Annotated in this window: 19 protein-coding genes; 16 read left to right on the top strand and 3 right to left on the bottom strand. The window is 60.8% G+C overall.

The features are described 5' to 3' along the window. Positions 1-8: 8 nt before the first annotated feature. The 6 genes from E3U23_RS12235 to E3U23_RS12210 all read left to right on the top strand — a co-directional run bounded on the left by E3U23_RS12235 (position 9) and on the right by E3U23_RS12210 (position 5944). Positions 9-1982, top strand: coding sequence for a ParB/RepB/Spo0J family partition protein (locus tag E3U23_RS12235; protein ID WP_279351560.1), 1974 nt, complete (start codon positions 9-11; stop codon positions 1980-1982). 165 nt (positions 1983-2147) lie between these two features. Next, a complete protein-coding gene (locus E3U23_RS12230; protein ID WP_279351559.1) occupies positions 2148-3077 on the top strand; it encodes an ArdC family protein in 930 nt (309 codons plus the stop codon). A gap of 11 nt (positions 3078-3088) precedes the next feature. Next, positions 3089-3529 (top strand): hypothetical protein, encoded by a 441-nt coding sequence (locus E3U23_RS12225; RefSeq protein WP_279351558.1) that lies wholly within the window; start codon positions 3089-3091, stop codon positions 3527-3529. Positions 3530-3748: 219 nt separating this feature from the next. Further along, the gene (locus E3U23_RS12220; RefSeq protein ID WP_279351557.1) at positions 3749-4681 is read left to right on the top strand and encodes a DUF2493 domain-containing protein; all 933 of its coding nucleotides are present in this window, start codon (positions 3749-3751) and stop codon (positions 4679-4681) included. Between the two features lie 327 nt (positions 4682-5008). After that, positions 5009-5278, top strand: coding sequence for a hypothetical protein (locus tag E3U23_RS12215; protein ID WP_279351556.1), 270 nt, complete (start codon positions 5009-5011; stop codon positions 5276-5278). 267 nt (positions 5279-5545) lie between these two features. Further along, positions 5546-5944 carry a single-stranded DNA-binding protein gene (locus E3U23_RS12210; RefSeq protein WP_279351555.1) on the top strand — a complete coding sequence of 133 codons (399 nt, stop codon included), beginning with the start codon at positions 5546-5548 and terminating at the stop codon, positions 5942-5944. 64 nt (positions 5945-6008) lie between these two features. On the opposite strand, the gene E3U23_RS12205 is transcribed toward E3U23_RS12210, so the two are convergent. After that, positions 6009-6275 carry a DUF6437 family protein gene (locus E3U23_RS12205; RefSeq protein ID WP_279351554.1) on the bottom strand — a complete coding sequence of 89 codons (267 nt, stop codon included), beginning with the start codon at positions 6273-6275 and terminating at the stop codon, positions 6009-6011. Positions 6276-6620: 345 nt separating this feature from the next. Here E3U23_RS12205 and E3U23_RS12200 point away from each other — a divergent pair, with 345 nt between their 5' ends. From E3U23_RS12200 to E3U23_RS12160, 9 genes are all read left to right on the top strand, one after another. Further along, positions 6621-6842 carry a hypothetical protein gene (locus E3U23_RS12200; RefSeq protein WP_279351553.1) on the top strand — a complete coding sequence of 74 codons (222 nt, stop codon included), beginning with the start codon at positions 6621-6623 and terminating at the stop codon, positions 6840-6842. 686 nt (positions 6843-7528) lie between these two features. Continuing rightward, positions 7529-7858: a hypothetical protein gene (locus tag E3U23_RS12195; protein WP_279351552.1), complete on the top strand. Its 330-nt coding sequence runs from the start codon at positions 7529-7531 to the stop codon at positions 7856-7858. Continuing rightward, positions 7848-10175 (top strand): type IV secretion system DNA-binding domain-containing protein, encoded by a 2328-nt coding sequence (locus tag E3U23_RS12190; protein WP_279351551.1) that lies wholly within the window; start codon positions 7848-7850, stop codon positions 10173-10175. Before E3U23_RS12195 ends, E3U23_RS12190 begins: the two co-directional genes overlap by 11 nt. Positions 10176-10216: 41 nt before the next feature. Next, positions 10217-13126 carry a MobF family relaxase gene (mobF, locus tag E3U23_RS12185; RefSeq protein ID WP_279351550.1) on the top strand — a complete coding sequence of 970 codons (2910 nt, stop codon included), beginning with the start codon at positions 10217-10219 and terminating at the stop codon, positions 13124-13126. A 441-nt stretch (positions 13127-13567) separates the two neighbouring features. Next, positions 13568-13771 (top strand): hypothetical protein, encoded by a 204-nt coding sequence (locus E3U23_RS12180; protein WP_279351549.1) that lies wholly within the window; start codon positions 13568-13570, stop codon positions 13769-13771. A 7-nt stretch (positions 13772-13778) separates the two neighbouring features. Further along, positions 13779-15194 carry a hypothetical protein gene (locus tag E3U23_RS12175; RefSeq protein WP_279351548.1) on the top strand — a complete coding sequence of 472 codons (1416 nt, stop codon included), beginning with the start codon at positions 13779-13781 and terminating at the stop codon, positions 15192-15194. A gap of 397 nt (positions 15195-15591) precedes the next feature. Beyond that, positions 15592-16323, top strand: a complete 732-nt coding sequence (locus E3U23_RS12170; RefSeq protein WP_279351547.1) for an aminotransferase — start codon at positions 15592-15594, stop codon at positions 16321-16323. Next, a complete protein-coding gene (locus tag E3U23_RS12165) occupies positions 16323-19952 on the top strand; it encodes a DEAD/DEAH box helicase (protein WP_279351546.1) in 3630 nt (1209 codons plus the stop codon). Before E3U23_RS12170 ends, E3U23_RS12165 begins: the two co-directional genes overlap by 1 nt. 4 nt (positions 19953-19956) lie before the next feature. Further along, positions 19957-23205 carry an NERD domain-containing protein gene (locus E3U23_RS12160; protein WP_279351545.1) on the top strand — a complete coding sequence of 1083 codons (3249 nt, stop codon included), beginning with the start codon at positions 19957-19959 and terminating at the stop codon, positions 23203-23205. A 58-nt stretch (positions 23206-23263) separates the two neighbouring features. Here E3U23_RS12160 and E3U23_RS12155 read toward each other — a convergent pair whose 3' ends face one another. Next, positions 23264-23815: a hypothetical protein gene (locus tag E3U23_RS12155; RefSeq protein ID WP_279351544.1), complete on the bottom strand. Its 552-nt coding sequence runs from the start codon at positions 23813-23815 to the stop codon at positions 23264-23266. A gap of 258 nt (positions 23816-24073) precedes the next feature. On the opposite strand from E3U23_RS12155, the gene E3U23_RS12150 reads away from it, so the two are divergent. Next, positions 24074-25216: an AlbA family DNA-binding domain-containing protein gene (locus E3U23_RS12150; protein WP_279351543.1), complete on the top strand. Its 1143-nt coding sequence runs from the start codon at positions 24074-24076 to the stop codon at positions 25214-25216. Between the two features lie 217 nt (positions 25217-25433). Here E3U23_RS12150 and E3U23_RS12145 read toward each other — a convergent pair whose 3' ends face one another. Then, on the bottom strand, positions 25434-26069 hold the full coding sequence (locus tag E3U23_RS12145) for a S24 family peptidase (protein WP_279351542.1): 636 nt from the start codon (positions 26067-26069) through the stop codon (positions 25434-25436). Positions 26070-26248: the final 179 nt, after the last annotated feature.

Genomic DNA, 26248 nt, shown 5'->3' with positions numbered 1-26248 from the left:
GAAAACCCATGATCCAGTCGATTCCCTTGAAGAAGCTCGCTGAGAGCCCGCGCAACGTTCGCAAGTCGAGCGACGTGCTGGCCGATCTCCAGCTGCGGGCAGACATCGCCGCGCGCGGCCTGCTGCAGAACCTCGTCGTACGCAAAGGAAAGCGCGGAAAATTCGAGGTCGAGGCCGGCGGTCGCCGGCTCGCCGCGCTGCAGGCGCTGGCCGAAGATGGCACCTTGCCCGAAAACCACGAGGTCACCTGCCTCGTCATTGAAGGCGAGGAAAGCGAAGTGCGCGAAGCCAGCCTTGCCGAGAACTTCCAGCGTCTCGCGATGAACCCGGCCGACGAGGCGCAGGCTTTCGCGGCGATCATCGAGGCAGGCGCTACCACCGAAGACGTGGCGCGCCGCTTCGGCCTCACCGTCCGTTTCGTTGAAGGACGCCTACGCTTGGCAAGTCTCGCACCCTGCGTCTTCGAGGCACTCGCCGAGGGCACGATCACGCTCGACATGGCCAAGGCCTACGGCGCGATCTCCGACGTGGAGCGCCAGGCGCATGTCTATGCCGAGCTGCAGGACGCCTGGTATCAGATCACGCCTGACACCATCCGCCGCATGGTGCTCGATGCCACGGTGCGTGGTTCCGATCCGCGTGCCGTTCTCGTCGGACGCGATGCCTACCTGGCCGCAGGCGGCCGGATTGAGCGCGAACTGTTCGACGATGATGCCAGCGAGAGCTGGATCGACATGGCGCTGCTCGAGGGCCTCGCGCACAAGGCCATGGCCGAAGCCGCAGAAAAGGCCGCGCTTGAATATGGCCTTGCCTGGGTTCGGCCGACCCTTGGCAACTACGTCAGCCACGACCTTGTTGAAGGTCTCGGTCGCTTGCCCTGCGAGCCTGCGCCAATGACCGAGCAGGAAGCTCGGGAGCTCGGCGAGCTCGAGGCCGACTACGACCGTGTCGCCGCTGTGCTCGAAGACGAGGACAGCGACGAAGATGAGGTCGCCAAGGCCGAGAAGGAACTGGTGGTGATCGACCGCGCCATGCGCGCGCTCAATGATCGTCCCCCCGTGCTTGCCGACGAGCTGAAAGCCGAGGCCGGTGCATTCCTCGTCCTCTCGCGCAATGGCGAGCCGACACTGGTCCCGCAGTTTTATGCCGAGACCGAAGTCGTCGCCGACGAAGGTGTGGTCGAGGCCATCGAGGAAAGCTGTGCGGCGAAGCCCAAGGGAAGCTCGTTGTCGCAGCGCCTACTCGACGAACTCGCAATGCAGCGCCGCGACATCCTAGCGATCCATCTCGCCAACGACCCGGTACTGGCGCTCGACTTCATGGTCTTCACGCTCGCCGATGCCGATGGCCACGACTGGCGCGCCAGGAAAGCGTCGACGCTTGTCGGCTCGGTGGCTTCGGGCCCGGTTACCGGGTTCGAGGCCAAGGATGCAGCGGCGAGCGCTGCGCTCGCCGAGTTCGCCGGTTCGCTCGATGAAAGCTGGCGTGCTGGCGAAAGCGACGTCGAACGGTTTGCGATGTTCCGGGCGCTTTCCGACGAGGCGCGCTCAGCATGGCTTGGTCATGTCGTCTCGCGGGCTCTGGTTGCCAGCTTGGCCTGCGAAGGCGAGCGTTCGGTGCCGATGCACGAGGCGCTCGGCTCATTGCTCGAAATCGAGACCGCGCATTGGTGGCGTCCTACGGCGGCGAATTACTTTGACCGGGTGGCCAAGGCCCGCACGCTCGAAGCGCTCGATGTCGCCGGCGGTCCCGAACTGGTCAGTCGCTATGCCGCCTCGAAGAAGGCCGAGCTTGCGAGTGCAGCCGAGCGCATCTTCTCGGGTAACTTCATCGGCGAGATCGAGGTCAAGGAACGGGCGCAGGCATGGGTTCCTTCGATCATGCGTTTCGCCGGTTCCGAAGAAGTCCAACCGGTTGGGATAGATGCCGATGAGCTGGTCGGCGACGACGCGGCTGACGAAATTGCCGAGCAGGCTGCCTGACCCCTCCTGACAGGTCCAGGTCACTCGGCGGGCGGTCCGTCCCTCTCGGGACGGGCCGCCTTTTCGCTTTTCGCTGAATGTTGTCTACAGCAGAAGCGGAGAGAGGAGGGAGCTTTGCTTTTCCTGACCCGGGGCATGTCCGTCCCGGCGATCAGGAGAACTCCCATGACCAGATCCCGCCGCATTGCTTCGACATCGCCAGCGCAGCGCATCACCGCCGCCATCATCGAAAAGCTTGAGCAAGGCACCAAGCCATGGGTCAAGCCGTGGCGTGGTGTGCCGGTCTCGCGGCCCTTGCGATCCTGCGGGATGCCTTATCGCGGCATGAACACCTTCTGGTTGTGGATGGTGGCCGATGGCTGTGGCTACGCCTCGCCCTACTGGATGACGTACCGCCAGTGTCAGCAGCTCGGCGGACAGGTCCGCAAGGGTGAGAAATCGACCATCGCGATCTTCTACAAGAGCTACATCAAAGAGGTCGTGAACGCCGAAGGCGAAGCCGACACCGAGAACCGGCGCGTGCTCAAGGCCTATGCCGTGTTCAACGCGGATCAGTGCGATGGCCTCCCTGCATTCTACCATCCCAAGCCGCTGGTTGCCGCGCTTGAGCCCGAAGGACGCGAAGACCGACTTGATGCCTTCTTCGACGATATCGGCGCAGACCTGCGCCACCATGGTGCGCAGGCCTACTATGAGCCGTTGCGGGACCGGGTCACCATGCCGCCAGCCGAACTCTTCGAAGCCTACGACCACTACTATGCGACGCTCGCACACGAACTGTCGCACTGGACGGGTCATTCTTCTCGGCTCGACCGCGATCTCAAGAACCGTTTCGGCAGCGATGCCTATGCTGCCGAAGAACTGATCGCCGAGCTGTCCTCGGCCATCCTTGGAGCCGAACTGGGTCTTCCTGTCACCCATCTAGACCATCACGCCAGCTACATCGCATCTTGGCTCAAGATCCTCAAATCGGACGAGCGCGCGATCTTGACCGCTGCGGCCAAGGCCGAGGAAGCGGCCAGCCTGTTGCTTGACCTTGGGGGTCACCAATCCCTGGAAGGCGAGGCCGATGTCGATCTCGCCGATGCGGCCTAAGGAGCAGTGAGATGGGACGTTCCGTCAGCTATCCGACCGGGTCCGTGGTGGCCTTTCGCCTGCTTGATGACGGCGAAAACGAAGATGTCGACTGGGCCTATGAGTGCCTCGTCGACGAGGTCATTGATACCGCGAAGGCGGCCTTTCCTTCCTTCGAGCGCTTCGATGGATGGCGCGGCCGCGAAGATCGTATCCTCCTTCGCAATGCCTTCGCCGATTGCGGCATATCGACCTATTGCGGGCTCGCGGCGATCTGGCTCGTCGAGCGGGACGATGCCCCTTACTGGGAGGCCGATTTCTACAAGCCGCGAGTGCCGAGGGCGCGGCACTGGCTTGGCCAGGTCTCCTGTAGGTTCATCGGCCTGTTCGGTGAGCTGCGCCTGATTGGGCGGTTCTCGAATGGCGAAGCGATCTTAGAGCGCTCCCGATCCGCTTGCGCCACCGGGTCCTGATCCTGCCTCATCCCTGTTCGCCGGGAGAGGCCCTTGGGCCGGTCGGGGCGAGCCGCAACCTGCGGCCCGTCGGCCCGTGTTGCCCGCGCCAGCCTAGGGCCGCAGGTTTCCCGCTGCGCGGTGCGCCTCGCCCCTTGTTCCGGCCCTGATCGGGCTCCGGCGGACAGGGCCGAGGCAATGGTGCCTCCTCTCCTTGTCCCCGCGATCAGGAGACACACCATGTACGACAGCTTCATCGACCAGTTGAGCGGCCTCGATCTCTCAGGCCTTAGCATCAGGGCAGCCCCCTTCAACGAGACCGACTTTCCCTGCGAAGACGCGATCGAGCAGACGCTTGGCGCAGTCTGGTCCGACCTTTTTGCGATGTTTGCCGACACGGCTCTGGAAGCCGATGCCGAGGATATTGCTTGGGGTATGGTCAACCTTTTCCACCGAGCAGCCAGCCGCAAGTCCGCTCAGCTTGACCGGGCCAGCGACGAAATCCGGGTCCTCCTCGCGTCGGCCGATGGCTCCGAAGTGCATTCGAGCAATCTGGAAGAGCAGGTCGAGCGCGCGCAGTCTGCCGAAGCCAGCATGCTGGCCTTCGAGCAGATGCGTGAGGCGGCGGCAGCACTCTACCGCGACGAGACTGGTTCCTCGTGGAAGCCCGTTTCCGGCTCGCGCACGAGCCATTCGCGAAACCTTACCTCGGCCGTGATTGATGCCCGCGATTTCCTCCGCGCACGGGCTGAGAACCGGCGTCATGCCCTGATCCCGGAGGGAACTCCGGTCGTTTTCGCCGGTGGTCGCCAGAGCTTCGAGAACGCCGAGGATGCGCGCGCTTATGCCGACAATATCTGGGCGACCCTGGACAAGGTTCGCGATGCGGTTCCCGATCTCTTCCTGGTCCATGGCGGCGACGGCAAGGGTGCCGATCGTCTGGCAGCGAGTTGGGCCGAGCGCCGCGAAGTCCAGCAGCTGACCTATTCGCTTGATCGTCGGCTTGGTGCCCGCGCCGGGTTCAAACGCAACGAGCAAATGCTTGCGCTCAATCCGCGTTACGTCGTCGCATTTCCGGGCAATGGCGTGACCGAACGGCTGGTGATCGCTGCCAAGATGCGCCGGATCACCGTGGTCGATCGTCGCGGTCTGTTGGGCACCAGTCCGGCGTAATCGCCGAGACCCCTTACATCTCTCGTTTCGGCTTATCTTCATTGCCGAAAAAGGGCGGCCCCTTCCGAGGCCGCCCATAAGGAGAGAACTCATTGCATTGCTGCTCCGAGCCCTTCGGGTCGCGAGGCCGTATTACCATCGATCGTGGTTCAGTCGATTGTAGGGTTACGACAGGCCCGAATAGGTACGCTTTCGAGCAGCTTCCTTGCTCAATCCAACGAACCAGCTGATCTCTTGGGGGGTCTTCTGCGACCGCGATGCTTGCGTCTACAATCGAACCCGAGCTTTCGATTTTCGCACCCGACTATACGGGCTACAGAACCACCTATGCAACTCGACGATCTCCTGCAGCGCTACTTTGCCACCACCGACCTCACAGGGCTTGCTCCCGACACCTTTGCAGCCGGCATCGAGCATTGCCGGGTCGATCTTGGCCTTGAGAAGGACCGGGGCAAGCGCTTTGCACTGTGGTCGTTTCTGCACATGTTCGGCTCCGCCCCCGATCTCGATGTGGCGTTCGAGAACGAGGAAGACCGGGAGGCAGCCCGCGACTTCATGGATCTCCTGGCAGTATCGGAAAGCGACGGGCCAGGCTGATTGGAGCGGGATCACATCAGCCTTCAGACCCGCACCCGATACCCATCCGGCTTTTGTCGCGAACAGTCCTGAACCAGGTCAGCTGAGGACGGCAACCCGCTCTTTTCCGGCCGTGTTGGCAGCTGCGCTGCCTGCCCGCACCACCCGTCATGAACGGGTTCCCCTTGGAGCTTTGCTCCTGCGGTGCAGTCCCCCCATGCCCTGCTTCTTCTGGATGTTCGCAAGCCGGAGATGGTCTCCGGTTTGAGGAACTGAAGGACTATCATCATGACCAATATAGCAATCCTCACCGGCCGCATCGCCCGCGATCCGGAAACCCGCGAGACCAAGGGCGGCACCAACGTCACCGGGATCACCGTCGTTACCGATCGTCCCGCACGCGACAAGGACGGCAAGACCTATAAGGACGAGAACGGCTACACCGCCAAGGAAAGCGAGTTCCACCGGGTGACCTGCTTCAATGGCCTTGCCAAGACCGTCGGCCAGTACTGCTCCAAGGGCCAGCTGGTATCGGTCCAGGGCCGCATCCACTACACGCAGTGGGAAGACAAGGACGGGGTCACGCGCTACGGCACCGAGATCCTCGCCGACAAGGTCGACTTCCTCTCCCGCGGCAACGGCTCTGGCGACGAGAACGACAATACCGACGCTCCCGAGATCGACTGAACTCTCCCGTCGATCTCGCTCCCGAAGGGGTCCTGTCCAGCCGGACAGGACCCCTTCTTCTGTTTCAGTCTAACGGCTCTGCGGTTTGAGCGGTCCGCGTAGCAGCAGGGTCCTTCAGGAGCTTCTGGCTTTCTGCCTCTCCGAGGGTCGCCAGCCTGGTCGCGATTGCGCGCAGGCCTTTCCTCGAGAAAGCTTCAAGGCCTGTTCCGAGTATGACCTGCCCGATCTCAAGTGCGGCCGCATCTTCGAGTTCGCTTCGCCGTTGCTCGAGTGCGATCCGGTCTTCTTCGAGCTTCCTGAGAGCAGCAACAGCGCTTCGTTTGGTCGGCATTCGGACATTCCTTTCATCCCTTCAGCTGTCCTCCCGCCAGTCGCGATGGACCTCCAGGTGGCCTGTAGGAAAGTCATTTCTTGCACGGCATCGCGGGCAAGCGGAATGAACTGGAGGGTGGGGGTCTGGCTCACGATATTCCCAGTATGATGGGTCCGGAGGCCGCCGCGTCAAGGACGGCGGGGCCCCACCATTTTGCCTCCCCTTCGCTGCGCTGCGGTCCGACAAAATCGTTGCCCCCACCGCCGCTGGCGCGGTCGCCCTGACGGGCGTTCCCTGACCCGGCGACACCGCACCCACCGGCCTTCCTCCTGTCGTCTTGGCGACAAACATCAGGAGGATATCATGGCTACACTTGCAGCATGCGGAACGAACGCAAACAGCTACTTCGAGGCTCTGGCGGTTGCCGAGCGCCGGGCATTGCAGAGCTTCTTTGACCAGCACGTCGTCGAGGATGACGATCTTGGCTACTTCGCGCTGGACGAGGGCGACTACAACGCCCTGCCTGAGCATCTGGCGAACCGCGTCGTCCATACGATCCACGGGGGCATGCTCGACGAATTCTGACCAAGCGCCAGGGCAGGGGCCGGGAACGGTTCCTGCCCTTTTTTCATGTTCGCATTGGGTCAGTGCTGGCGACAAGCGGAGCGGAGCGGGGCTGGGGACGCACTCGGTCCCGCGCAGCCTGCGGCCTGCGCTCCTGCGGGTGCGGCGTTTTTGTTCCGGGCCCCGCAGGCACTCCGGGACCGGCAACGGGTCGGACCGGCGCGATGCGGCGGGGACGACAGAAGCCGCCCCCTGGCCTCGCACGCGCTCCTTTGCCGCCGCCTTGCTCCGGGGTGCCGTGTCTCTTGGTGGGCGATCATTGGCGAAGTCCTTGAGTCACCGCAGACGCGCAAACGAGGGTTGCTCGCGCTCCTTTGGCTGGAGCGGGAAATTGACCTCTGAAAGAATACGGGCATGCAGGCTGGACCAGGCCTCGCAATGGGGAACAGTTGGCACACCGTACGCAGCGGTGCCGCCAAGATTCCTGTAATGTTCTCATGAGTTTAGATTGCATATCAGGCTTGTGCATCGACCCATTTGAGCGTGATTTATGCCTTGGATTCGCACATTGGCTGCAAATCATCTGTATCTAAAATATTGAATCCATTTGCGAACTTTTCGTTTTCCTACAGCCTCCTTGTGATTTATCGTTCTCCTCGCCTTCCGTAGGTCGAACCAGGCTTCTTGAGTTTGAGGAGCTTGGCAAAATGCAACGTTACAAGAGCGTGCAATCCTATGTCCCGCCGCTGATAGCGGACTGGATTGCAGAACAATCGCGGGTCCGCGAGACCAGCGTAAGCGTGGTCGTGCGCGACCTGCTGGTGGCGGCCTGGAATCGCGACAACGACAGCCAGGAACGACCCGGCGCAGCCGATCCGGCGCGCCAGATGGTGTTCCTCACCACGGCTCTCGATGCCCTGCTGGTCAGCCATCCTGACGCCGAGCTGCGCAAGCGAACCCATGCCGCCTACCATCGCCGCCTCACCCAGCTTGGCTTCATTCCCTCGCGCGAAAAGGAGGACGGTGATGAAGACTAACATCCTCAACTTCACCCGCGGAAGCCAGCTGCTTGGTCACTTCGGTTTCATGTTCGCAGCGGGTCTCAAGGCGCCGTTTATCCTCTCGCTTCTCATCGTGGCTGGAGCTGTCTGGTGGAACGTCAGCTCCGCGCTCGACGACTACCAGACCTACCTCTTGTGGATGCATGTCTATGCCTCGGCCTACACCTTCATGGAGTTCGATCCTGCCAAGCTTGTTAACCTCCGCCTGCTCGATGGCGAGATGGTTGCCTTCCCGATGGCGGTGATCCGCGACTTCCCGCCGATGCGCGAAGCATGGGCACTGTTCTTCGCGGCGACGAAGCAGGCCGTGCTCCTCTCGCTGGTCTGCCTCGCGCCGCTCTTCGCGGCGTTCTGGTGGGTCGCGGAACACTTCGGCGAGCATTCGAAGCGCAAGCGTCACCTGCGCGGTGCCGAGCTCGTCAGCCATGACGAACTTGTTGCCGATATTGCCCGCTACAACCGCCGTCAGCGGGCCCGTGAATATGGCCGCGAACTGGGTTGGCGATGGCGCCTCGCAGGCAGCGAAGCGCTACAGGAGGCAGGTCTATATTCGCCTGCTCACATCGGCGGCATCAGCTGGCCATGGCGGCGCGAACAGAGCCACGCCATGTTCGTCGGAACCACCGGCATGGGCAAGACCGTTGCGCTGACCGAACTCGTCGATGAGATCCGCCAGAGGAAAGAGCGCGCGGTGATTTTCGATCTCACTGGTGCCTTCATCGAGCACTTCTACGACCCCAAACGCGACGTGATCCTCAACCCGCTCGATGCCCGTTGTCCGGCCTGGAGTGTATTCAACGACTGCACCACCAGCGCCGAATTCCATGCGGCCGCAGAGTCGCTTGTCCCGCACGATGGGGGCGGGGCGGAACAGTTCTGGGTACTCGCCGCGCGCACCTTGTTTGTCGAGACCTGCCTTAAGCTGATCGAGGACGGTCGGGGAACCAATGCCGCTCTCGCGACCGACCTGATGAATGCCAACCTCTCCGATCTCCACGAGATGCTCGAGGGAACGATGGCAGGCCCATTCACCAATCCAGGCGCTGCAAAGATGGCGGAATCGGTGCGGGCGGTGTTCAATGTCAACGCCAAGGCATTACAGCTGCTGCCGTCCGAAGGTCCGGCCTTCTCGATCCGCAAATGGGTCAAGGGCGAGTGCGCGGAAGGCTCGCTCCTGTTCCTGTCTTCTCGCTACGTCGACATGAGCATGCTCTCGCAAATGCTCACCCTGTGGCTCGATACGGCGATCAACACACTGATGACCGGGCGCACCACGAATGACCTCAAGCTGTGGTTCCTGATCGACGAGCTGGGCGCATTGCACCGGCTTCCCTCGCTCGAAAACGGCTTGCAGACGGCCCGCAATTTCGGGGGCGCGTTCGTGACCGGCGTGCACGCCTATGCCAAGCTCAAGGAGGTCTATGGCGACAACATGGCGATGACCCTGTCCTCGCTTGCCAAGACCAAACTCATGCTCGGAACCGCCGACCGCGAGACCGCGACCTGGTGCTCCGACATCGTCGGTCACCGCGAGGTCCGCGAGATGGAGGAAGGCTACAGCTACGCCTACAACAACTCGCGCGACGCGGTGACCATGACCCCTCGCCGCGAAGTCGTTCCACTGCTGCTGCCCGACCAGTTCATGCGGTTGCGGAGCCTCGAAGGATACGTCAAGTTCCCCGAAGGCTTTGCCTCCGCTCCGATCACCTTACGACCGCGCGACTGGCCGCGTATCGCCGAGGGGTTCATCCCCCGCGAGACCCAGAAACCGACCAAGCCGAATACACAATCAGCAGGCGACACATCGCCCCAAAGGAGCCGCAATGAAGAGCCGCACGGAGACGGTGACGAGAGCGAAGACCGGCGCCGCCACGATGAAAAGGTGCGCCACCAGGAGGTCGAGTCCGAGCCAAAGAATGGTCGCGGTAGCAAGTCGAAGCGGCGCACTGGCAGGGTGCGGCCGGGCGAGGTTCAGCCGGATGACACCATAGGCAAAGACGGGCGCGGACCGGACGAAGGCAGGCTTCCTTTGCGGGGCGCCCAAGACAGCACAGGGCAAAGCGAACTGCCGTTGGAACCTCGCGCCGACAATGCCGGGCGAGAGCCCGGAAGTGATGGACAACCCATCGAGCGACATGATCAGCACGAGCGCGCGTTGAAACCTGGTAAGCAGGGCCGCGCTCGGGCCGAACAGGATCGCATTCAGCGCGGGTTGCTCGGTGGCGCTGCCGGCGAGACCCGCAAGCCCGATCGCGACGAACCCGATGTTGGCGATATCGAACCCGACATCTGACGCGTAGCCAAACCAGGGGAGGGACATTCGGGAGACGCGCGATGCTTTCGGTCGCCAATGTCCGCTCGCCCTCGGCCGCGGCGAGCTATTTTGCCGCCGACAATTATTACGCCAAGGCCGACGCCGACCGGTCGGGTCAATGGGTCGGCAAGGGCGCCGATCTGCTGGGTCTCAAAGGGCGGGTCGAGACCAGGGATTTCGACGCTGTCCTGCGCGGCGAGCTGCCCGACGGTACAAGCGTCGGCAATCCCGGCCAGCCGCATCGTCCTGGCACCGACATGACCTTCTCGCTGCCCAAGAGCTGGTCGCTGCTGGCGCTTGTGGGCAAGGACGAACGGATCATCGAGGCCTATCGCGAGGCAGTCGTCGAGGCGCTGCAATGGGCCGAGAAGAATGCCGCGGAGACCCGCCTGGTCGAGCGCGGGAAGGTCAGGACGGTCGCAACCGGCAACCTTACGGTTGGCCTATTCCAGCACGACACCAATCGCAACCAGGAGCCCAACCTGCATTTCCACGCGGTCGTTGCCAATGTCACCCAGGGTCCGGAAGGCAAGTGGCGCACGCTCAAGAACGACCAGCTGTGGTCGCTCGGCACGCTGCTCAACTCCATGGCCATGGCGCGCTTTCGTTTGGGCGTAGAGAAGCTCGGCTACGAAGCCGGACCAGTCGGCAAGCACGGCAATTTCGAGGCGCGCGGTATCACGCGCGAGCAGGTCATGGCCTTCTCGACGCGGCGCAAAGAAGTGCTCGAAGCGAGGCGTGGTCCGGGCCTGGAAGCGGGCAAGGTTGCGGCGCTGGCAACGCGGGCTGCCAAGTTGCCGATCGCAGACCGGGCGGCCCTTGGAGATCAGTGGCAGGCCAGCGCCAAGGCAATCGGTCTCGATCTTCCCCGCATGGTCGAGGTCACCACAACCAGAGGCAACGAGCGCGCCGCACTGGACGCCCGCCCGCCCAATCTTATTGAGCGCGGACTATCGCTGCTCCGGGACTTTGCCGCCCGGGTGAGGGGTGAGGAACGCGATCCACTTGTACCCGATCATGTCCTCAAGCAGGGTCCCGAGGCAATCGCCGCGGCCCAGGCGGTCGCATCTGCGGTACGCCACCTCTCGCAGCGCGAGGCGGGGTTTCCCCGAGAAGCTTTTTACAAGGCTGCACTCGATTTCGGCCTCCCGACGACCATTGCACATGTCGAGAAGGCGGTGCGCTCCTTGGTGCGTTCGGGGGAGCTTGTGAAAGGCAGGGGCGCGCACAAGGGCTGGCTCGCAAGCCGCGAGGAAGTCGACCGCGAAACGCGAATCCTCGCCTGGGCCAACGAGGGAAAGGGGGCTGTCGAACCGATCCTGTCCGACCGGCGCGCCGATGCCAGTGTCCAGGCATCGGCGCTGGTCAACCAGGGCTTCCAGCTCAACGAGGGGCAGCTCGGTGCGGCGAGGCTCATCCTGACCTCGCGCGATCGCACGATTGCCGTGCAGGGTATCGCAGGGGCCGGGAAATCGAGCGTGCTGAAGCCCGTTGCAGACGTCCTGCGGGAGGAAGGACACAAGGTTCTCGGTCTCGCCGTCCAGAACACGCTGGTACAGATGCTCGAGCGCGACACAGGGATCGAAGCGAAGACGCTGGCGAGTTTCCTAAAGCGCTGGGGCAAGCTCGCCGAGGGCGCCGGAATGGTGGGTGTGGAACGCGACGCGCGAGAGGAGCTCAAGGGCAGCGTTCTAGTCCTCGACGAAGCCTCGATGGTGTCCAATGCGGACAAGGAGCAGCTGATCCGCATCGCCAATCGAGCCGGGGCCCATCGCCTGGTCCTCGTCGGCGACCGCAAGCAACTGGGCGCGGTCGATGCTGGCAAGCCGTTCGACCTGCTGCAGAAGGGTGGCATTGGACAAGCCGAGATGACCGCCAATCTTCGCGGCCGTGATCCGGTCTTGCGCTCTGCCCAGGCCGCGGCACAGGCGGGCCTCGTCCACACCGCCTTCGAGCACCTCAAAGCCAGCACCATCAAAACCACGGGCGATGGCGCGATCGTCGCCGCCGAACGCTGGCTGGCGTTGTCTCCGGACGAACGGGAGCGCACGGCGATCTATGCCTCCGGGCGCAAGATCCGCTCGGCCGTGAACGCCGCGGTCCAGACCGGGCTTGCAGCCAATGGCGAGATCGGACCCGAGAAGGTGAAACTCGACGTGCTCGACCGCGTTAACCTGACCCGCGAAGAACTGCGCTACATCGCTGCCTACAGGCCCGGGATGGTACTTGAGGTCGCAAGGGCCGAGCGCGCGCTCGGTCTCGGGCGCGGCGAGTATTCTGTGCGCAAGGTCGACGACCGGAAGGAACTTGTCGAGCTTCAGGACGCGCGAGGTAAGCTGCATCGGCTCAAACCGTCGCGCATCGGTCGCACCGGCAAGGAAGACAACCTGACCCTGTTCGATCGCCGTTTGCTCGATCTCCACAAGGGGGACCGCATTCGCTGGACACGCAACGATCACAGCCGAGGTCTTTTCAATGCGGATCAGGCAAAGGTTTCGCAGATCGACGATCGTCACGTTACCATACAAACCTCTAAGGGCATCGAGCGACGGCTCGGAAAAGAGGATCCGATGCTCAGGCGCGTCGACCTGGCCTACGCGCTCAACGCTCACATGGCGCAGGGCCTGACTTCGGATCGGGGTATCGCGGTGATGGACAGCCGCGAACGCAATCTTGCCAACCAGAAGACGTTTCTGGTCACCGTTACGCGCCTGCGTGATCAGCTCACGCTCGTGGTCGACAGTGCTGCGAAGCTGGGCGCGGCGGTTTCGAGGAACCAGGGCGATAAATCGTCTGCCCTGGAGGTAACCCGGCGGTTGAAGGAAGCGGCGCAAGTCGGGGTTGGCAAGGCGTCTCCGGAACAAGGCCCGAAGGCTTCAGAAAAGGAACTTGGCAAGGAGCGCACCCGGAATATCGACTTCAGCATTTGATCTGAGAAACGGCAGTGAGGTCAGCTTCGCGCCCCAATCTCAGACATTCGAGATGATTATTCGACCGCCCGAAAGCGGACGTCAACGGGATAGCGCTAGAGCGAAAGTGTTGCCGGACGATCCTGAAAGCCAGCTTTGAGCGCGCGACCAGCCAAAGTGGACAGCCGATGGTTCGACCACTGCAAGAGCCGACACCCGATTGCGGGGAAACAACTCTCGAACTTGATGCTGTCTCGGTCATTGGCCACGCTGCACGCGTGGAACGGAAAATTTAGGGCATTTCGTTCCCGTTATGTTTGCCGCTTGCGATCAATGATCTATCATTGCCCGATGACAGATCTTCGCAATGTTCCATCGTCCTTCGAAGCTATACGCACCAGTCTGCAGGCTAGGGCGATTCTTGATGTTCTTGCCAAAGAGCGTAGTTCAAACAGTCATGTGTTGACGACCTGGCTGGCCGCGATAGGCCTAGGCTCGTCCAGTCGGTCATTGTCCGACTTGCTCGACCGGCTGGAAAGGGATGACCTCATTCGGCTGGAACAGGTCGACGATTACCATGTGGTGCATCTACGCCGCCTTGGAGGCGAAGTGGCATCAGGCAGCGAGTCTCGCGACTGGATTGCCAAACCCGAGCTTCCAGAGTGAGCTGACAGTGAGCCGTCATCAGCGCACGATCCTGATCGCAGATTTTGAGTTGCCGCGAGGCGCGGTCACTGTTGAGCAGTTGATGGCCATGCCCCGCGCCGGATGGGAGCACCTGCGCAACCAGATCAATGTGCGGCGGCGCGAGGACCGCTCGAGGCCCATCGCGAGATGCAGGATATGCGAAGGCGGCGTCTTTATCAGGGCACAAGCTGTTGGGGACAGCCATATCCCGATGTACGCACACTACCCGGAAGCAAGCAAAGCCTGCCCATGGTATGAAGGCAATAATCTGCGGCCGGATGATGCTCGTGCGGCTCAATATCAGGGACATCAGGAATCAGCGCTGCATCGCCGACTTTGTTCGACAATCGAGCAGTTGGTCAAAGCCGATCCTAGTTGCACGCACACGGCGGTGAACACTTACTTGCGGTCTGAAATTCACAAGCGCGGTCGTTGGCCGGACGTCTTTGCCGACCTGAGCGGGCTGGGTCGCTTCGCGTTTGAAGTTCAGCTGTCAAAACCGTTCGCTCCGGAAATCGCGGCCCGCCATGTGCATTACGATGCTGAAGGCATCACCTTGGTATGGATTTTCAACACGCTTGAATGTCCTATGCCCCAAGGGTTCCATGATGTCGTGGCGATGCAGCGAGGCAATGTCTTCGTATTCGATGACGAGGCCGAAGCAGCCTCGATCGAGCGCGAAACTCTTGCCTTGAAGTGCTTCATGGAAAACGGTCAGGGCGGCTGGCACGAGCCCAGATTGATCGTTCTTGACGATCTCCAGACAGGCTATGGCCGGTCTGCATTTGTGGAAGACTGTCGCTCGGAGGCTTTGAAGCAGCGCTGCAAGAAGGAACGGTCGCGCTGGTGGGATGCCGCGAAGTTGGCGCGACAGGAGCGGCCCAATTCACCTGAGTATAGCGATCACTTCGAAGATGTTTGGTCCGATATGAAGGCAGGAATTCCGGGACTGTGGGAATGGGAACGGGATTTCTGGATAGAGCGGTCCAACCGTGCCCGCGCGCATGCAGCCGTGCTTTACGCGATCTTGTGCTCGGTGGCTCACAGCGCCGCCGCCAATCGTCCGATACTCCACATCACCAGGTTTTCCGGCGATGGCGCGGTATTGTCGATGCTCAACAGCAAACTGAACGGATCCGATTTCAAGCATTGCGCCAGCCTGATCGAAGCCTTTGTGGGGGGCACCTCCCTATCAGAGTTGCTTGAGAAGGCATCACTCCGTCGATTTATCGCCGAAGCCAAGCAGGCGGAGGCTCAGGTGGATCAGGAACATCCCCTGTGGCGTGTTATGACATTCCTTTTCCCGGAAGTGCTGGACGGTCTCGTGAGAGCGGAGTTGACTGACCTCGGACAATTACCCGACTGGGCGTCTTCGGCGCCAAGTGGGCCGATCATTGATTAGGCGTCAGCGAATACAATGCGCTTAGAGCACACTGCCTAGATATCAAGTTAGCGGTATTTCTTAGTTCGAGTGCATGACGCGCAGGGGCAAACTAATTATTAAATCAATATTTTAAAACATAGATTCATTAGAGATGATATGGACGATGTAATATCGGCAAAGAGCAAGAAAAAATATGCATACCTGTCCTCCTCCGAAAGAAGCGCTAGCGTTATGGCTGAAATCCTATGCGTCCATCCGCGATGGAAGCTACGGCCACCTGCTTCTCGAACAGCAGGGCGAAGCCGCGAAGTCGTTGCTTGAGGCCCTTCGGCCCTATTTCGAGTCTGCGCACCTCGACGCGCGCGAACATTTCCACAAGAAGGTCGGAATCAATTTGCACCCAGATGGCGGGGGTGTGAGCGAAATCACCTATCCGGCCTGCCTCCCAAAAAAAGCGAAGCGCGGGTTATTTGGCGAAGTATTGGCCGGCCTCGTCACTGAGGCCTATCAAGAGCACTATGTCGGTGGCCACGCTTGGTGCGTGCCAATTTTTCTCTTCCGAGAACATGACGATGTCGAGAAATATCTCTGGGCGCTAAAATTCGACCCAGCCCGAGTACGCGAAATTTATGGGCGACATGGAACGGATTTCGTCGGGATCGCCCTTGATGACGCCGGCGAAGTTATGCGGGTCATCGCGGGGGAAGCAAAGTGGCGAAAGACCCTCAATAATTCCACGGTGGCCGCTCTCATGCATGGGCCGAAAGAGCGGAACAAAGAGACGAATGAGCTGGAGCATACCGGCCGCGGCATTTGGTTCGAGGTAAATCGCGACACACCGATTCCGCACGGCTTGCGGCAGCTCCAGTTTCTGCTCGAACAGCGTGACCCAGAGGGTTACGCAGCCGCGATCCTCTCGATCGATCGCGCGGTGCTGGAATTGGGACCACCTCCGGCCCGCACCGATCTCATCGTCCTTGCCGGAAATGGCGCCGCCAGCCGGGATGGTGCGGAGTCCGTTCTAGATTGGGAGAACATGCCAGCCGACTATACCGCCGGGCGCGATCTGCAGGTGGTTGAAGTTATTTTGACAGGGGGCGATGCCTTGATCGATGCACTATATGCTTCGCTCTGGAGCGAAGGCTGATGCCTGAACGGGACGGCGAGCGCCTGGCCCTGGCGCAGCAGGTGCGCGTTGCGCTTGCGATTGAAAACGAGCTGAGCCGGCCGCAAGCCCGTGCCTATGTGCGCTGTCTGCAGACGACGTGGCAGGTGCCAACAATCGCTTGGGGGGATCGCGATTCTGCGCGCCAACTCGATGACAGTCGCCGTCTTCTTCATGCTGCACACATATTCAGGACCATTGAGGGTGTCTCGTCACCCCGCGCGATCGATTGCTATCGTCGGGTGGGCGAGATCCTAGAATGGCTCTCTCGGGCGGACGATAATGCCCGAACGGTCGTGCCGATCGAATTGTTATCAGCAGCGGCCTACCAGTTGGGCGGTCTTCCAGCCATGGCCTCGGGCCTGCTCGATCAGGTGCAGTCCGAGTATGAAGGCGTCCAGCTCTATGGCGCCTTCCTTCAAGCAAATTTCGATGCGGTCGTTCGACAGGCAGGTCGGTTCTGGGCCGAGAACGCGGAACTCACCGGGCCGGATGGCAATGCTGCTATCCTGAGGGCGCTGGCAGGCGAGGATGACGATCTCGGCCCGACTTGGGCAGCGACCATCGAGCTGGTCCGTTGCATCGGGCTTATTGCCGACAGTCTCCGGCTAGGCGACGAGGATCGGCTCGCAACCGCGATGGCGAAGCTCCACGCGCTCGATGAACTGGCGAACCGCTTGTTCAGCCATGATGCGGCGCTTGTGATCAGCCTTATGCGACAGGTCGCGGATCGCTATGCCGCCGCGACAATCTACAAGCCGCTTCGTGCATTGGCGAACATGCGTCCTGATCGCACGAACCGCCTTCTTGCTTATGGCAGAGACCAATTTAGCCGCGGTCGCGGTGTGCTCTGGACCTCTCAGCTACACGGGCTGGACCGTCTGCTGCGAGATTCGAACTTCGCGCTCTGTACACCGACCGGGTCAGGGAAAACGCTCGTCGCAAACCTGGCGCTGATCAAGGAACTGCTCCTGCGTGAACGCAATGACGCTCTTGGACCGATTGCGCTTTACATCGTACCCTCACGGGCTCTGGCCGGCGAAGTCGAGGCCAAGTTGACGGCGGAACTGCGTGGCGACGTGATCGTCACTGGGCTCTACGGTGGGGCAGACTGGGGCATCACGGACTATTGGCTCACGAGCGAAGAACCTGTGGTTCTGATCGTTACCGTTGAAAAAGCGGATGCTCTGCTCCGCTACCTCGGCTCGTTGTTGATCGCGCGCCTTGCCCTCCTGATCATCGACGAGGCGCACCAGGTGGTGCCGGAAGCAACGGAGGCGACGGCCGTTAGCTTTTCTGACCACAGTAATCGGTCGATCCGCTTGGAGAACCTTGTTTCCCGCATTCTCGCGCGGCGACCGGACGTTATCCGTATAGCCTTGACGGCGGTTGCTGGTGGTGCGTCGATACCGGTGGCGCGATGGATCGAGGGGCGACCCGATGCCGAGGCCGTGGGTGTTCGGTATCGTAGCACCCGGCAGGTCATCGGTGTTCTCGAAACAGCTCCGGGCAGCTCCGGTCAGATACTGCTCGACTTGATGAATGGGCAGCCCCTCTACCTACGGAATGAAGAGGCGCCAGTCTATCTGCCGCTACGGATCGCGCCGATGCCGCAGCTGCCCGCGCAATGGCGAAACAGCCTCAATCGGTTCAACTGCCTTTCTGTCCTGTGGACGGCGCTGCACCTTACCCAGGAGGATCAGCGCATCCTGATCTCTGTGGCCCAAGAACCCGAGCAAACCATGCGCTGGTTCAAGGAAGCGATGGAGCATGGCGATTGGCAGGGAATCAATGCGTTCACCGCGCCCGACGGCTATCTCGGTGTCCGATATGCGGAAGCCCGCGCGGCGTGCCTCGACTATTGCGGCGCGGACTCCTTTGAGCTGTTCCTTCTCGAACATGGCGTCGCGACCAGCCACGGACAGATGCCGCAACGGCTCCGTCGTCTCATGGTCGAGATGATCGACCGGAAAATCTGTCCGATCACGGTCGCGACGGCCACGCTGACCGAAGGGGTCAATCTCCCGTTCGACCTGATTTTCCTCACCTCGCTCAAACGGCGGTCATGGGATCCAGTCGCCGAGGCACCGATCGTCACGCCGCTGACCACCGCGGAGTTTCGTAATCTTGCTGGTCGGGCAGGCCGTCCTGGCGCCGCCCGCGGGATCGAGGGTATGACGCTGATTGCCTTGCCCACGCGGATTTCGACAACCGCAGCGGGGCAACGCAATGTTCAGGACGGGCAGCGCCGCGACCTAGTCAATGACTATGAGATGCTCCGGCGTTCGTTGATTGTCGAGGAACAGGACGCCGATGCCGTTCCTAGCCCGCTAGCGCTTCTGCTCAACCGTATCTGGCAAAGGGCGAGCCAGCTCTTGGGCATCCAGCCCGATGCCTTTATGGATTGGCTTGAGAGCACCGCGCCAGCGACGGTCAGCCCGGATGTGGGATCCGGTGCGGCCGGCGCGCAAACGCGACTGGCCGACGCGATGGATGAACTCGACAGCGTGCTGCTGACAGCCCTCGCAGAAAGCGAATGCATGACCGACGTGCCGATGAACGCGGCGCGGGCAGAGGCGGAATTGAAAGAGCTATGGGCCAGGACGTTTACGGTCGTGGCTGCTGCACAGGAAGCGTGGCTTGAAGCCGCGTTTATCCGCCGCGGCACAGGCATCGTCACGCAGCTTTATCCAGACGCTGCAGAACGGCGACGCCTCTATCAATATGGATTCCCACCGGTGGTGGGACGGCGATTTGAACCCGTTGCGGAGAAAATTCGTACGCTTATCGCCGGAGCCGCTGGCTATGGGACGATGGATGCCACCGAGCGCATCGACATCTTCGAGGCAATTGGATCGCTTATCGAAGGCGACCGCGGTTTTGGTTTTCGGGTTCGGGCGACCCAGGGCGACGAAGCCTTGCTCGAACGTTGGAACGACGTGCTCGGCTGGTGGATGAAAGAACCCGGCGCAAACGGGCCAGATGCACAGAATTTGCGCGCTTGGCAGCGTTTTGTCGCCGATAATATCGAATTTCGGCTGGGCGTAGCGATCGGTGCCGTGGTCGCGCAGGCATGGTCGGATGGTGCTCCGGATGCCACGGCGACGCCGAATCTGGCGACTTGGAAGGAAACGACGGGTTTACCCTGGTTCGGATTCTGGGCGCGCGAACTGCTTCGCTGGGGCACGCACGACCCCTTCGTCGCATTCGCCTTGTCGCAGGGGCTTGCCCAAACGCGCGAGGTAGCCGCTGCACGCCGTGTGGAGTTCGAGGCATGGCTTGAGGATCAGCTCGTTGCCGATGACGCGGATAATCTCATCGATCCGCAACTTTTTCAGCAGTGGCAGGCGAATTTGCCGAAAGCGGAGGCGGCCGCGACGGCGCAACTCTCGTTCAATACAGACTTGACCGGCACGGACGGCCGTCGGCGCCGCTACTCCGTTATCCCAGTGGTCACGGATGGGGGGACGCGTTGGCTCGATCCAGCTGGCTTCGAGCTCGCAGTTTCCCCCGGGGCCGGTCCCGAGGGACGCGACACCTTCAGGAGCGATTTCGAGCTTCGAACGGCAGGGCGTCGATCTGGCGTTACGCGAACATTCCGTCCCACCTGACGTGATGTCCGCTCTTCCAAACATCGATTTGTATCTCGGCGCATCATTGACCGAGGAGTCAGAGCGTTCGATCCTGAAATCACTGGTTGCTGGGTTCGGAAAGTCAGGTGTCCCTGCGGTCATCCTCGTAAACTTTCATATCGATGGGCGACAGGTCGATTGTGTCGTTGCCACCGCGCATGACGCATGGCTCGTCGAAGTGAAAAGTTCGGCACTGCTTGTTCGAGGCGCAATCAACGGAGACTGGGAACGCCTGTTGCCGACAGGTCAGTGGAAGACATATCCGAACGCATATCAGCAGGCACTTGACGCAAAGAACCGGTTACGCGACGTGATGGCATCGCGTGGATTGATCGACCGCTTCTACCCAGCTGGCGCTGTCGTCTTCACGGACCGCTCCGCCATCAGCCCGGAGCTGACCCGCGGAGATTTCAAGGTCAGCGTCACCCAATCTCACCTGTTCCGCCCGTGGGTGCAGACAGAGGATCGGTCGCCATGGACCCTTGACCAATGGCGGTCGTTTGCGATCGGTCTCGGACTGGCCAAGGTATCGCCTAGAGAAGCGGCTTCGTCCTCGGAGCTTGCATCGCGCCTATCGGCTCTGAGACTTCTGACCACAGCAGCCAAAGCGGACTATGCAAAAGACGGCGACAGGTGGATCGCCGAATCCGAAACAGCGCGCGCCGATTTGCTTGAGGCTTTGCAGCAGCCCCCAGGGTGTCGCGTAACGGGTCCAACCGGATGCGGAAAATCACTGATTGCGCGATGGTTCGCGGCTGATCGCGCTGCAAAGGGCGAATGCGCGCTGGTTCTCCAATGCAAGGACTATGCAGGATCTTGGGCGCGGCTGCTCAACCGTGAGGGCGCACTGCTCTGTGATCTTCCCATCCGCGAGCTCTACGCCGCCCTGCGTGCAGCCGAAGCACCATCCTATTTGATACTGGATGGGATGAACGAATTAGCCGGTGATAGAAGCCAGGCCGTCAGGGCTGCCGCCGCGCTTTGCCGACGGTTCGGCCTGCGGTTGATCGTTACCGATCAAGTGGATGAGGAGCCCGGCTTGGCCGGCCTCGGCTGGCTCCGGATACATCCGCCCGACTCCGATCTCAAAGCGCAGATCGCAGCGCGTGCGGGAAGCCGGGTGACGAAGAGCCAATTGGCTCTTCTCGATGCCGTCACCAGCGGCTTCGAGGCTGCCATTGTAGGCGAGATTGGCGCTGTTGCCGAACCAATGTCACGCCAACTGCTGATCGACCAGTATATCCGGCGGCGGCTCGGAGACCATGCCCGAGATGGTGCGGCAGGCCTGCGTCGTTTCGCCCTTCAACTCCAGAGCAACTTGGCCTTCTCGGCATCGGAGACAGTTTTTGATGAGCTGATGCTGGGCGATCAAATCGGCGCGTCGACCTGCTCGGCAATGTTCGATGCCGACCTGTTGGTGCGGCGGTCCGGTCGTATTTCTTTCAGCCACGAAATGCTTTTTCAAGCGAATGTCGCCCACGCCTTTGCATCCCAGGCGAACAAGATCGGCGAGCCATTTGCGAAGCTGCTCGGTTCACCGCTCTTCGAGCGCATTGCTGGCGATGTCCTCGCTGTTGTCGAGGATGACGACACCTGCCGCCGCATCCTTGCCGCATCGACCAACGCCGAATTGCTGCATGCTGCCGCTTCGGGCGATTTAGGTGACCTAGCCCGCGCGGAAGCGCGACGTTTGCTCGATGAAGTGCTCGATACCGTTGCGGCCGAGATCGACGGTCTGCGACTGATTATCGTCGATGGCGAGCGTCCCAAGCTGGATTGGGAAGAGCAAAGCTTGAGGGGTTGGTCTCACGAGGAGGGCGCAAGGCTCGGGGCAATCGGCCACGCGGTCGATGACGGCAACTATATAGGACTCTATCTAGATCTGTGCGCCCGAATGGACGCACGCTTGCTCGCCGAGCGCGGCCGCCTAGCAGAGTCCTGCAAGACCCATGGTATCCGAAATCCGAGAACGCAGGGCTTCTGGCTCGCCTATCTTCAATTCGGCAGGGCAAACGGGTTTTCGATCCTTGCGCGCAACTGCCAAAGTTCGTTCCGCAGGAGCGCTGCTCGTCGGCACGCCCTCGAATTGAATGTCGCCACAGCGACATCTGGCCAGCTCTATTTCTACCTCGAACGGCGCCACGATTTGGTGGGAGATGATCAGGCTGATCGCTTCGCGCAGGAACTCATCGCCATTTTCCGCGATCGCTATCGCTACGAGCCATACCATGTGCAGCTCGCCATCATGCAAGCGGCAGGCTTTTCCCGTGGTGCTGACCAGGCGCACATTGATGAGCTCATTGAGGCAATTCAGATGGTCCTCGACGAGCCCGGCCCAGATACGGGCGGCGTTGATGCTCTGAAGTTCTTGGGGGCACTCGACGAAAGCGCAGAGGACAGTCGGCCGCAAATCGAGGTGGAAGTTGCGGCGGTGATCGGACCAGCCGATGGCCCGCAGGTTTGCGCAACCGCCCTCAGCCTAAGCAATGCGATGTTCGATCACCCCTTCGATTACGTCTATTACGATGTGATTCATGCGCTTCCTGAGCGAGATCGTCGCCTCTTTCTGAGGCGAGCGCTCGATGCCGACGAGCCACGGCAATCTTGGAACCTCGGCTACCTTGCACGGGAAGTGGCGATGTTCGCTGATCCGGGCGACATGTTCCGAATGCAGCATCTCGCTGAGCTGCCGGATCCCAGTAACGGGATGCCACAATCGGAATGGGAAGCTTTTGTCATAGCAACCCGTTATCTGGGGCGCATGGGGCTGCCGCTTCCACCATCTACTGCTTCAACCCCCGCCGGTCATTGCATCGAAACGCTACGGAATCTGGTTCACGCTTTCGAGGCGGGAGCACAAGCCAAGGTGCGGGCCGTATGGCGTGAGTTAAACGGTATGTCACCGGGCCTCGTGATCGGATGCTTGAGCGAGATGGACGCGGCGTTGGGAGAAGGAAGCTGGCGTCGGATGGGACCGCAATGGCCTCAGTTTTTCATCGCTAGTGAATTTCCGGAGCGTTGTCTTAGGTTTGCGAGGGGCTTCCTGGACAGCGGAGAGCAAGCGGAGCATCATCATCGTACCTGGGAACGGGAACGACCGGCACAATATGCCTTCCAATGCATCGAATCACATGGCGACCGCAGTGACGTTGCGCGTCTGCGGCGCCTAGCTCTGACAGGGCGATTCTCACGTATGGCGCTGAACGCACTAGCAGTTCGTGATCGTGCCTAGCAGAATTTGCTCTTAGCCATTGCCCCCTGCATTAGCCCTCAACGGCGCTACAACTTGATTAGATATCGCCCCTCATTTCCATGACCGCCCCTTCGCACCAAGTGGTAATGATCCAGTGAGCTTGGAAAAGTTGGTCTAGATCAATGGCGAAACCATCGTAGGGTTTACCGTTTCGGTTAGCCGGATAGCGGAAACGATCTGCGAAAGGATCGAAGGTCTGGACCTGAGCGATCATATCCTGCACGCTTCGGGTAAGGTCGTCATCGTCGCTGCAACCTTCTGCCGCGCGGATATCGAGCAACTGCCGGAAGAGCACCTGAAGATCATGGCCAGGATTGCCAGCGATCTGTCCCGCCAGCTCAAGAATCGTCGACTTGATTGCAAGTTCGACACTCTGTCGCCAGAGTGACAGAAGCGGCATCTCGAGCAAGCCGCTGTGGTCAGCGTGTGCAAGATCCCACAAGGCTTCGAAGCCGCGTTGAAAGCTGTATGATGTCAAATCCCATGAACCCGCCAGCAAGTTCCCTGATGTCTCCCTCACAAACCTTTGAATCGTCGGCTGAGCGTTTACGATGTGATCGACTAGGTCTTCACGATGCTGCTGCGACATCTTCGGCCCTTCCGAGGCAAGGTGGCATTGATCGCCAGATACGTAGGTTTCTAGCGAGAATTCAACGGTAACAGCCCTACGGCATCAAGGCTTCTTCGCCCTTCTAACGCATAGTGGAAAAGACTAATGCTTCGGCTATTCATCGCTACCGCAGCAGGTGCCGACGGGCTCATAGTCTCGGCGGACATCAGCTCTCCTAGCTTCGCACTAGAAGTCGGATAGACTACTAACGTCCCGCAAGCAGGATATTTCAATAACATGATAGAACAGCCCATCGACGCGATCGACGAAGCCGCGCTCCGGCGCTTGATTGAAAATCAGGTCTTTGAAGGACGCGACCTCGAGTTCAAGCGGGAGTTGCCGGGCGGCGGCGATGAGGCGTCCCGCGAGTTTCTCGCGGACGTGACCGCATTCGCCAACGCCCAAGGAGGTGATATAGTCTATGGAATAGACGAGGCCAATGGCGCCGCAACTGGCCTTCATGGTCTAGATGTCGATGATCCCGATGCGGTAATTCTCAGGCTCGAAGGAAAGCTACAAACCGGTATTGAGCCGCGCCTGATTGGCGTTAGGATCAAATGGGTGCCGTTGGCCGACGGACACGGTGCCCTTGTGCTGCGCGTTCCCGGCAGCATAAGCGCACCGCACCGTGTCGTCTTCAAGAACGGTGCCCGCTTCTACGGACGCAATAGTCGTGGCAAATACGAGCTCGACGTACACGATCTTCGGCATGCCTTCACCGAGGCAGCGCAACTTCCTCAGCAGTTTCGACAACTCCATGCAGAGGCGATAGCCGCCACGCAGGGCGTCGATATGCCTTTTGCGATGGAACAGGCACCGATCGCAGTACTCACGGTCGCGCCGCTCGGGCTGTTTCGCGAAGAGCGCCGAATAGCGGTGACACGTGATAATGCTGTGGTGCCTGTTCGTGTGGGTGGATTTACGGCGCTCGACACTATCGAAGGGGTCCTAGTGCACGCACCGATTAATGAGGAACGCCGGGTCGGCTCCTACGCGCTGACTTATCGCAACGGACGGACGGACTCAGCTTTTGTAATTGGCGGCGTTCGGCAACTAAATGGCGAAGAGCGCCGCACAGTTTGGCCAACGGTCTTCGAACAGGGTCTCCTAGGAATGACGAACGCCACTCAGATGCAACTGCGACATCATGGCATTGAGGGACCTTGGGTGATCCTAACCAGCATCGTCGGCGCTAAAGGGTTTCGCATGATCGTCGGCGATGGCTATCCGACCTCAGAAGCATTCAGAAGTAATGTCCTACTCGGGCAGCATATAGTCGAGCGGATCAACGCAGACGCGCTTATGCCTATGGCCGAGGCATTTTGGCTGCTCTTCGGGGTCCACCGTCCGAACAATCGCGCGCTTGGTGCTGAACGATAGATCCATATTCGGGGAGACGCTATCTCCCCTTCATTTTCCCTTCGGCTCCTCTTGCTGCGCTTTGACGCGAGCTGGAGTGTGTCAATTCGAGCCGATCTCTACCGGAATAGCGGCGCTGAAGGGCAACTGCTAGTGGACAGATACGCGAAACTGAATGTCCGCTCTCTGCAATTCCGATGCGGAAAGCGGACAATCTCCTTCCGGCCCAGCAGTTGCCCTAGAGCGACCGGCCAAACCAGATCACCCGACCTACGACATGAACCTCGGACCGATCCATATCATGCCATGTGGGGTAGGCGGGGTTGTCGCTGGCAATCGTGATCTGTCTTCCGCCGGGCTTGATCGCGATACGCTTCACGACGAGCGCATCATCGGCGCGCAGGACGTAGATCCCGTCTCGCAGCCGCGACCCATGATCTGATGCATCGACCAGGACCTCGTCGCCATCGCTGAGCGTCGGTTCCATGGAGTCGCCCTTGACGCCGACGATCGACAGGCTGGCGCTCTTCGCCGAGGTGAGATGCCGCAGCCAGCGTTCGTCAAAGCCAAAGCGTGTATGCGCTGTCTCGCTTGCAGCGACAGCACCGAACCCTGCCGAGGCTTCGACGTCGAGCACAGGGATCTCCACCATGCCATCGGTGACCGGATTGGCAGGGCCGCCGAGGACCTGCTCATCGACGCCGAAGAAGCTCGCGAGCGTCTTGCGATCCTGGTCATCGAGCTTGCGAGGAGAGCCGCGCTTGATGAACTGCTGCACATAAGCCGGGTTGCGACCGAGCAGGCGCGAGATCGACGCGTAGCCATATCCGCCTTTGAGGATCAGCCGGTCGAGCTCTTCCCTGACATGTTCCATCTTTCGGTCCTTCGGATTTCAGATCTAGGAATTTTCCTAGACTCACGGATACCTTCCTACTAGGAACATAACAAGAACACAAGCAGTTTGCGAGTCGGAGCCAGAAGCGAATGGACCTGTTGGATCGGATCGAAAAGCATCTGAAGGATCACCATATTTCAGCGACGCGGTTCGGCCGG

Source organism: Erythrobacter litoralis, from assembly GCF_029760855.1.
Classification (GTDB): Bacteria; Pseudomonadota; Alphaproteobacteria; order Sphingomonadales; family Sphingomonadaceae; genus Qipengyuania; species Qipengyuania litoralis_A.
Note: the sequence above shows the minus strand (reverse complement) of the source record. Positions and strands in the feature narration are given on the sequence as shown.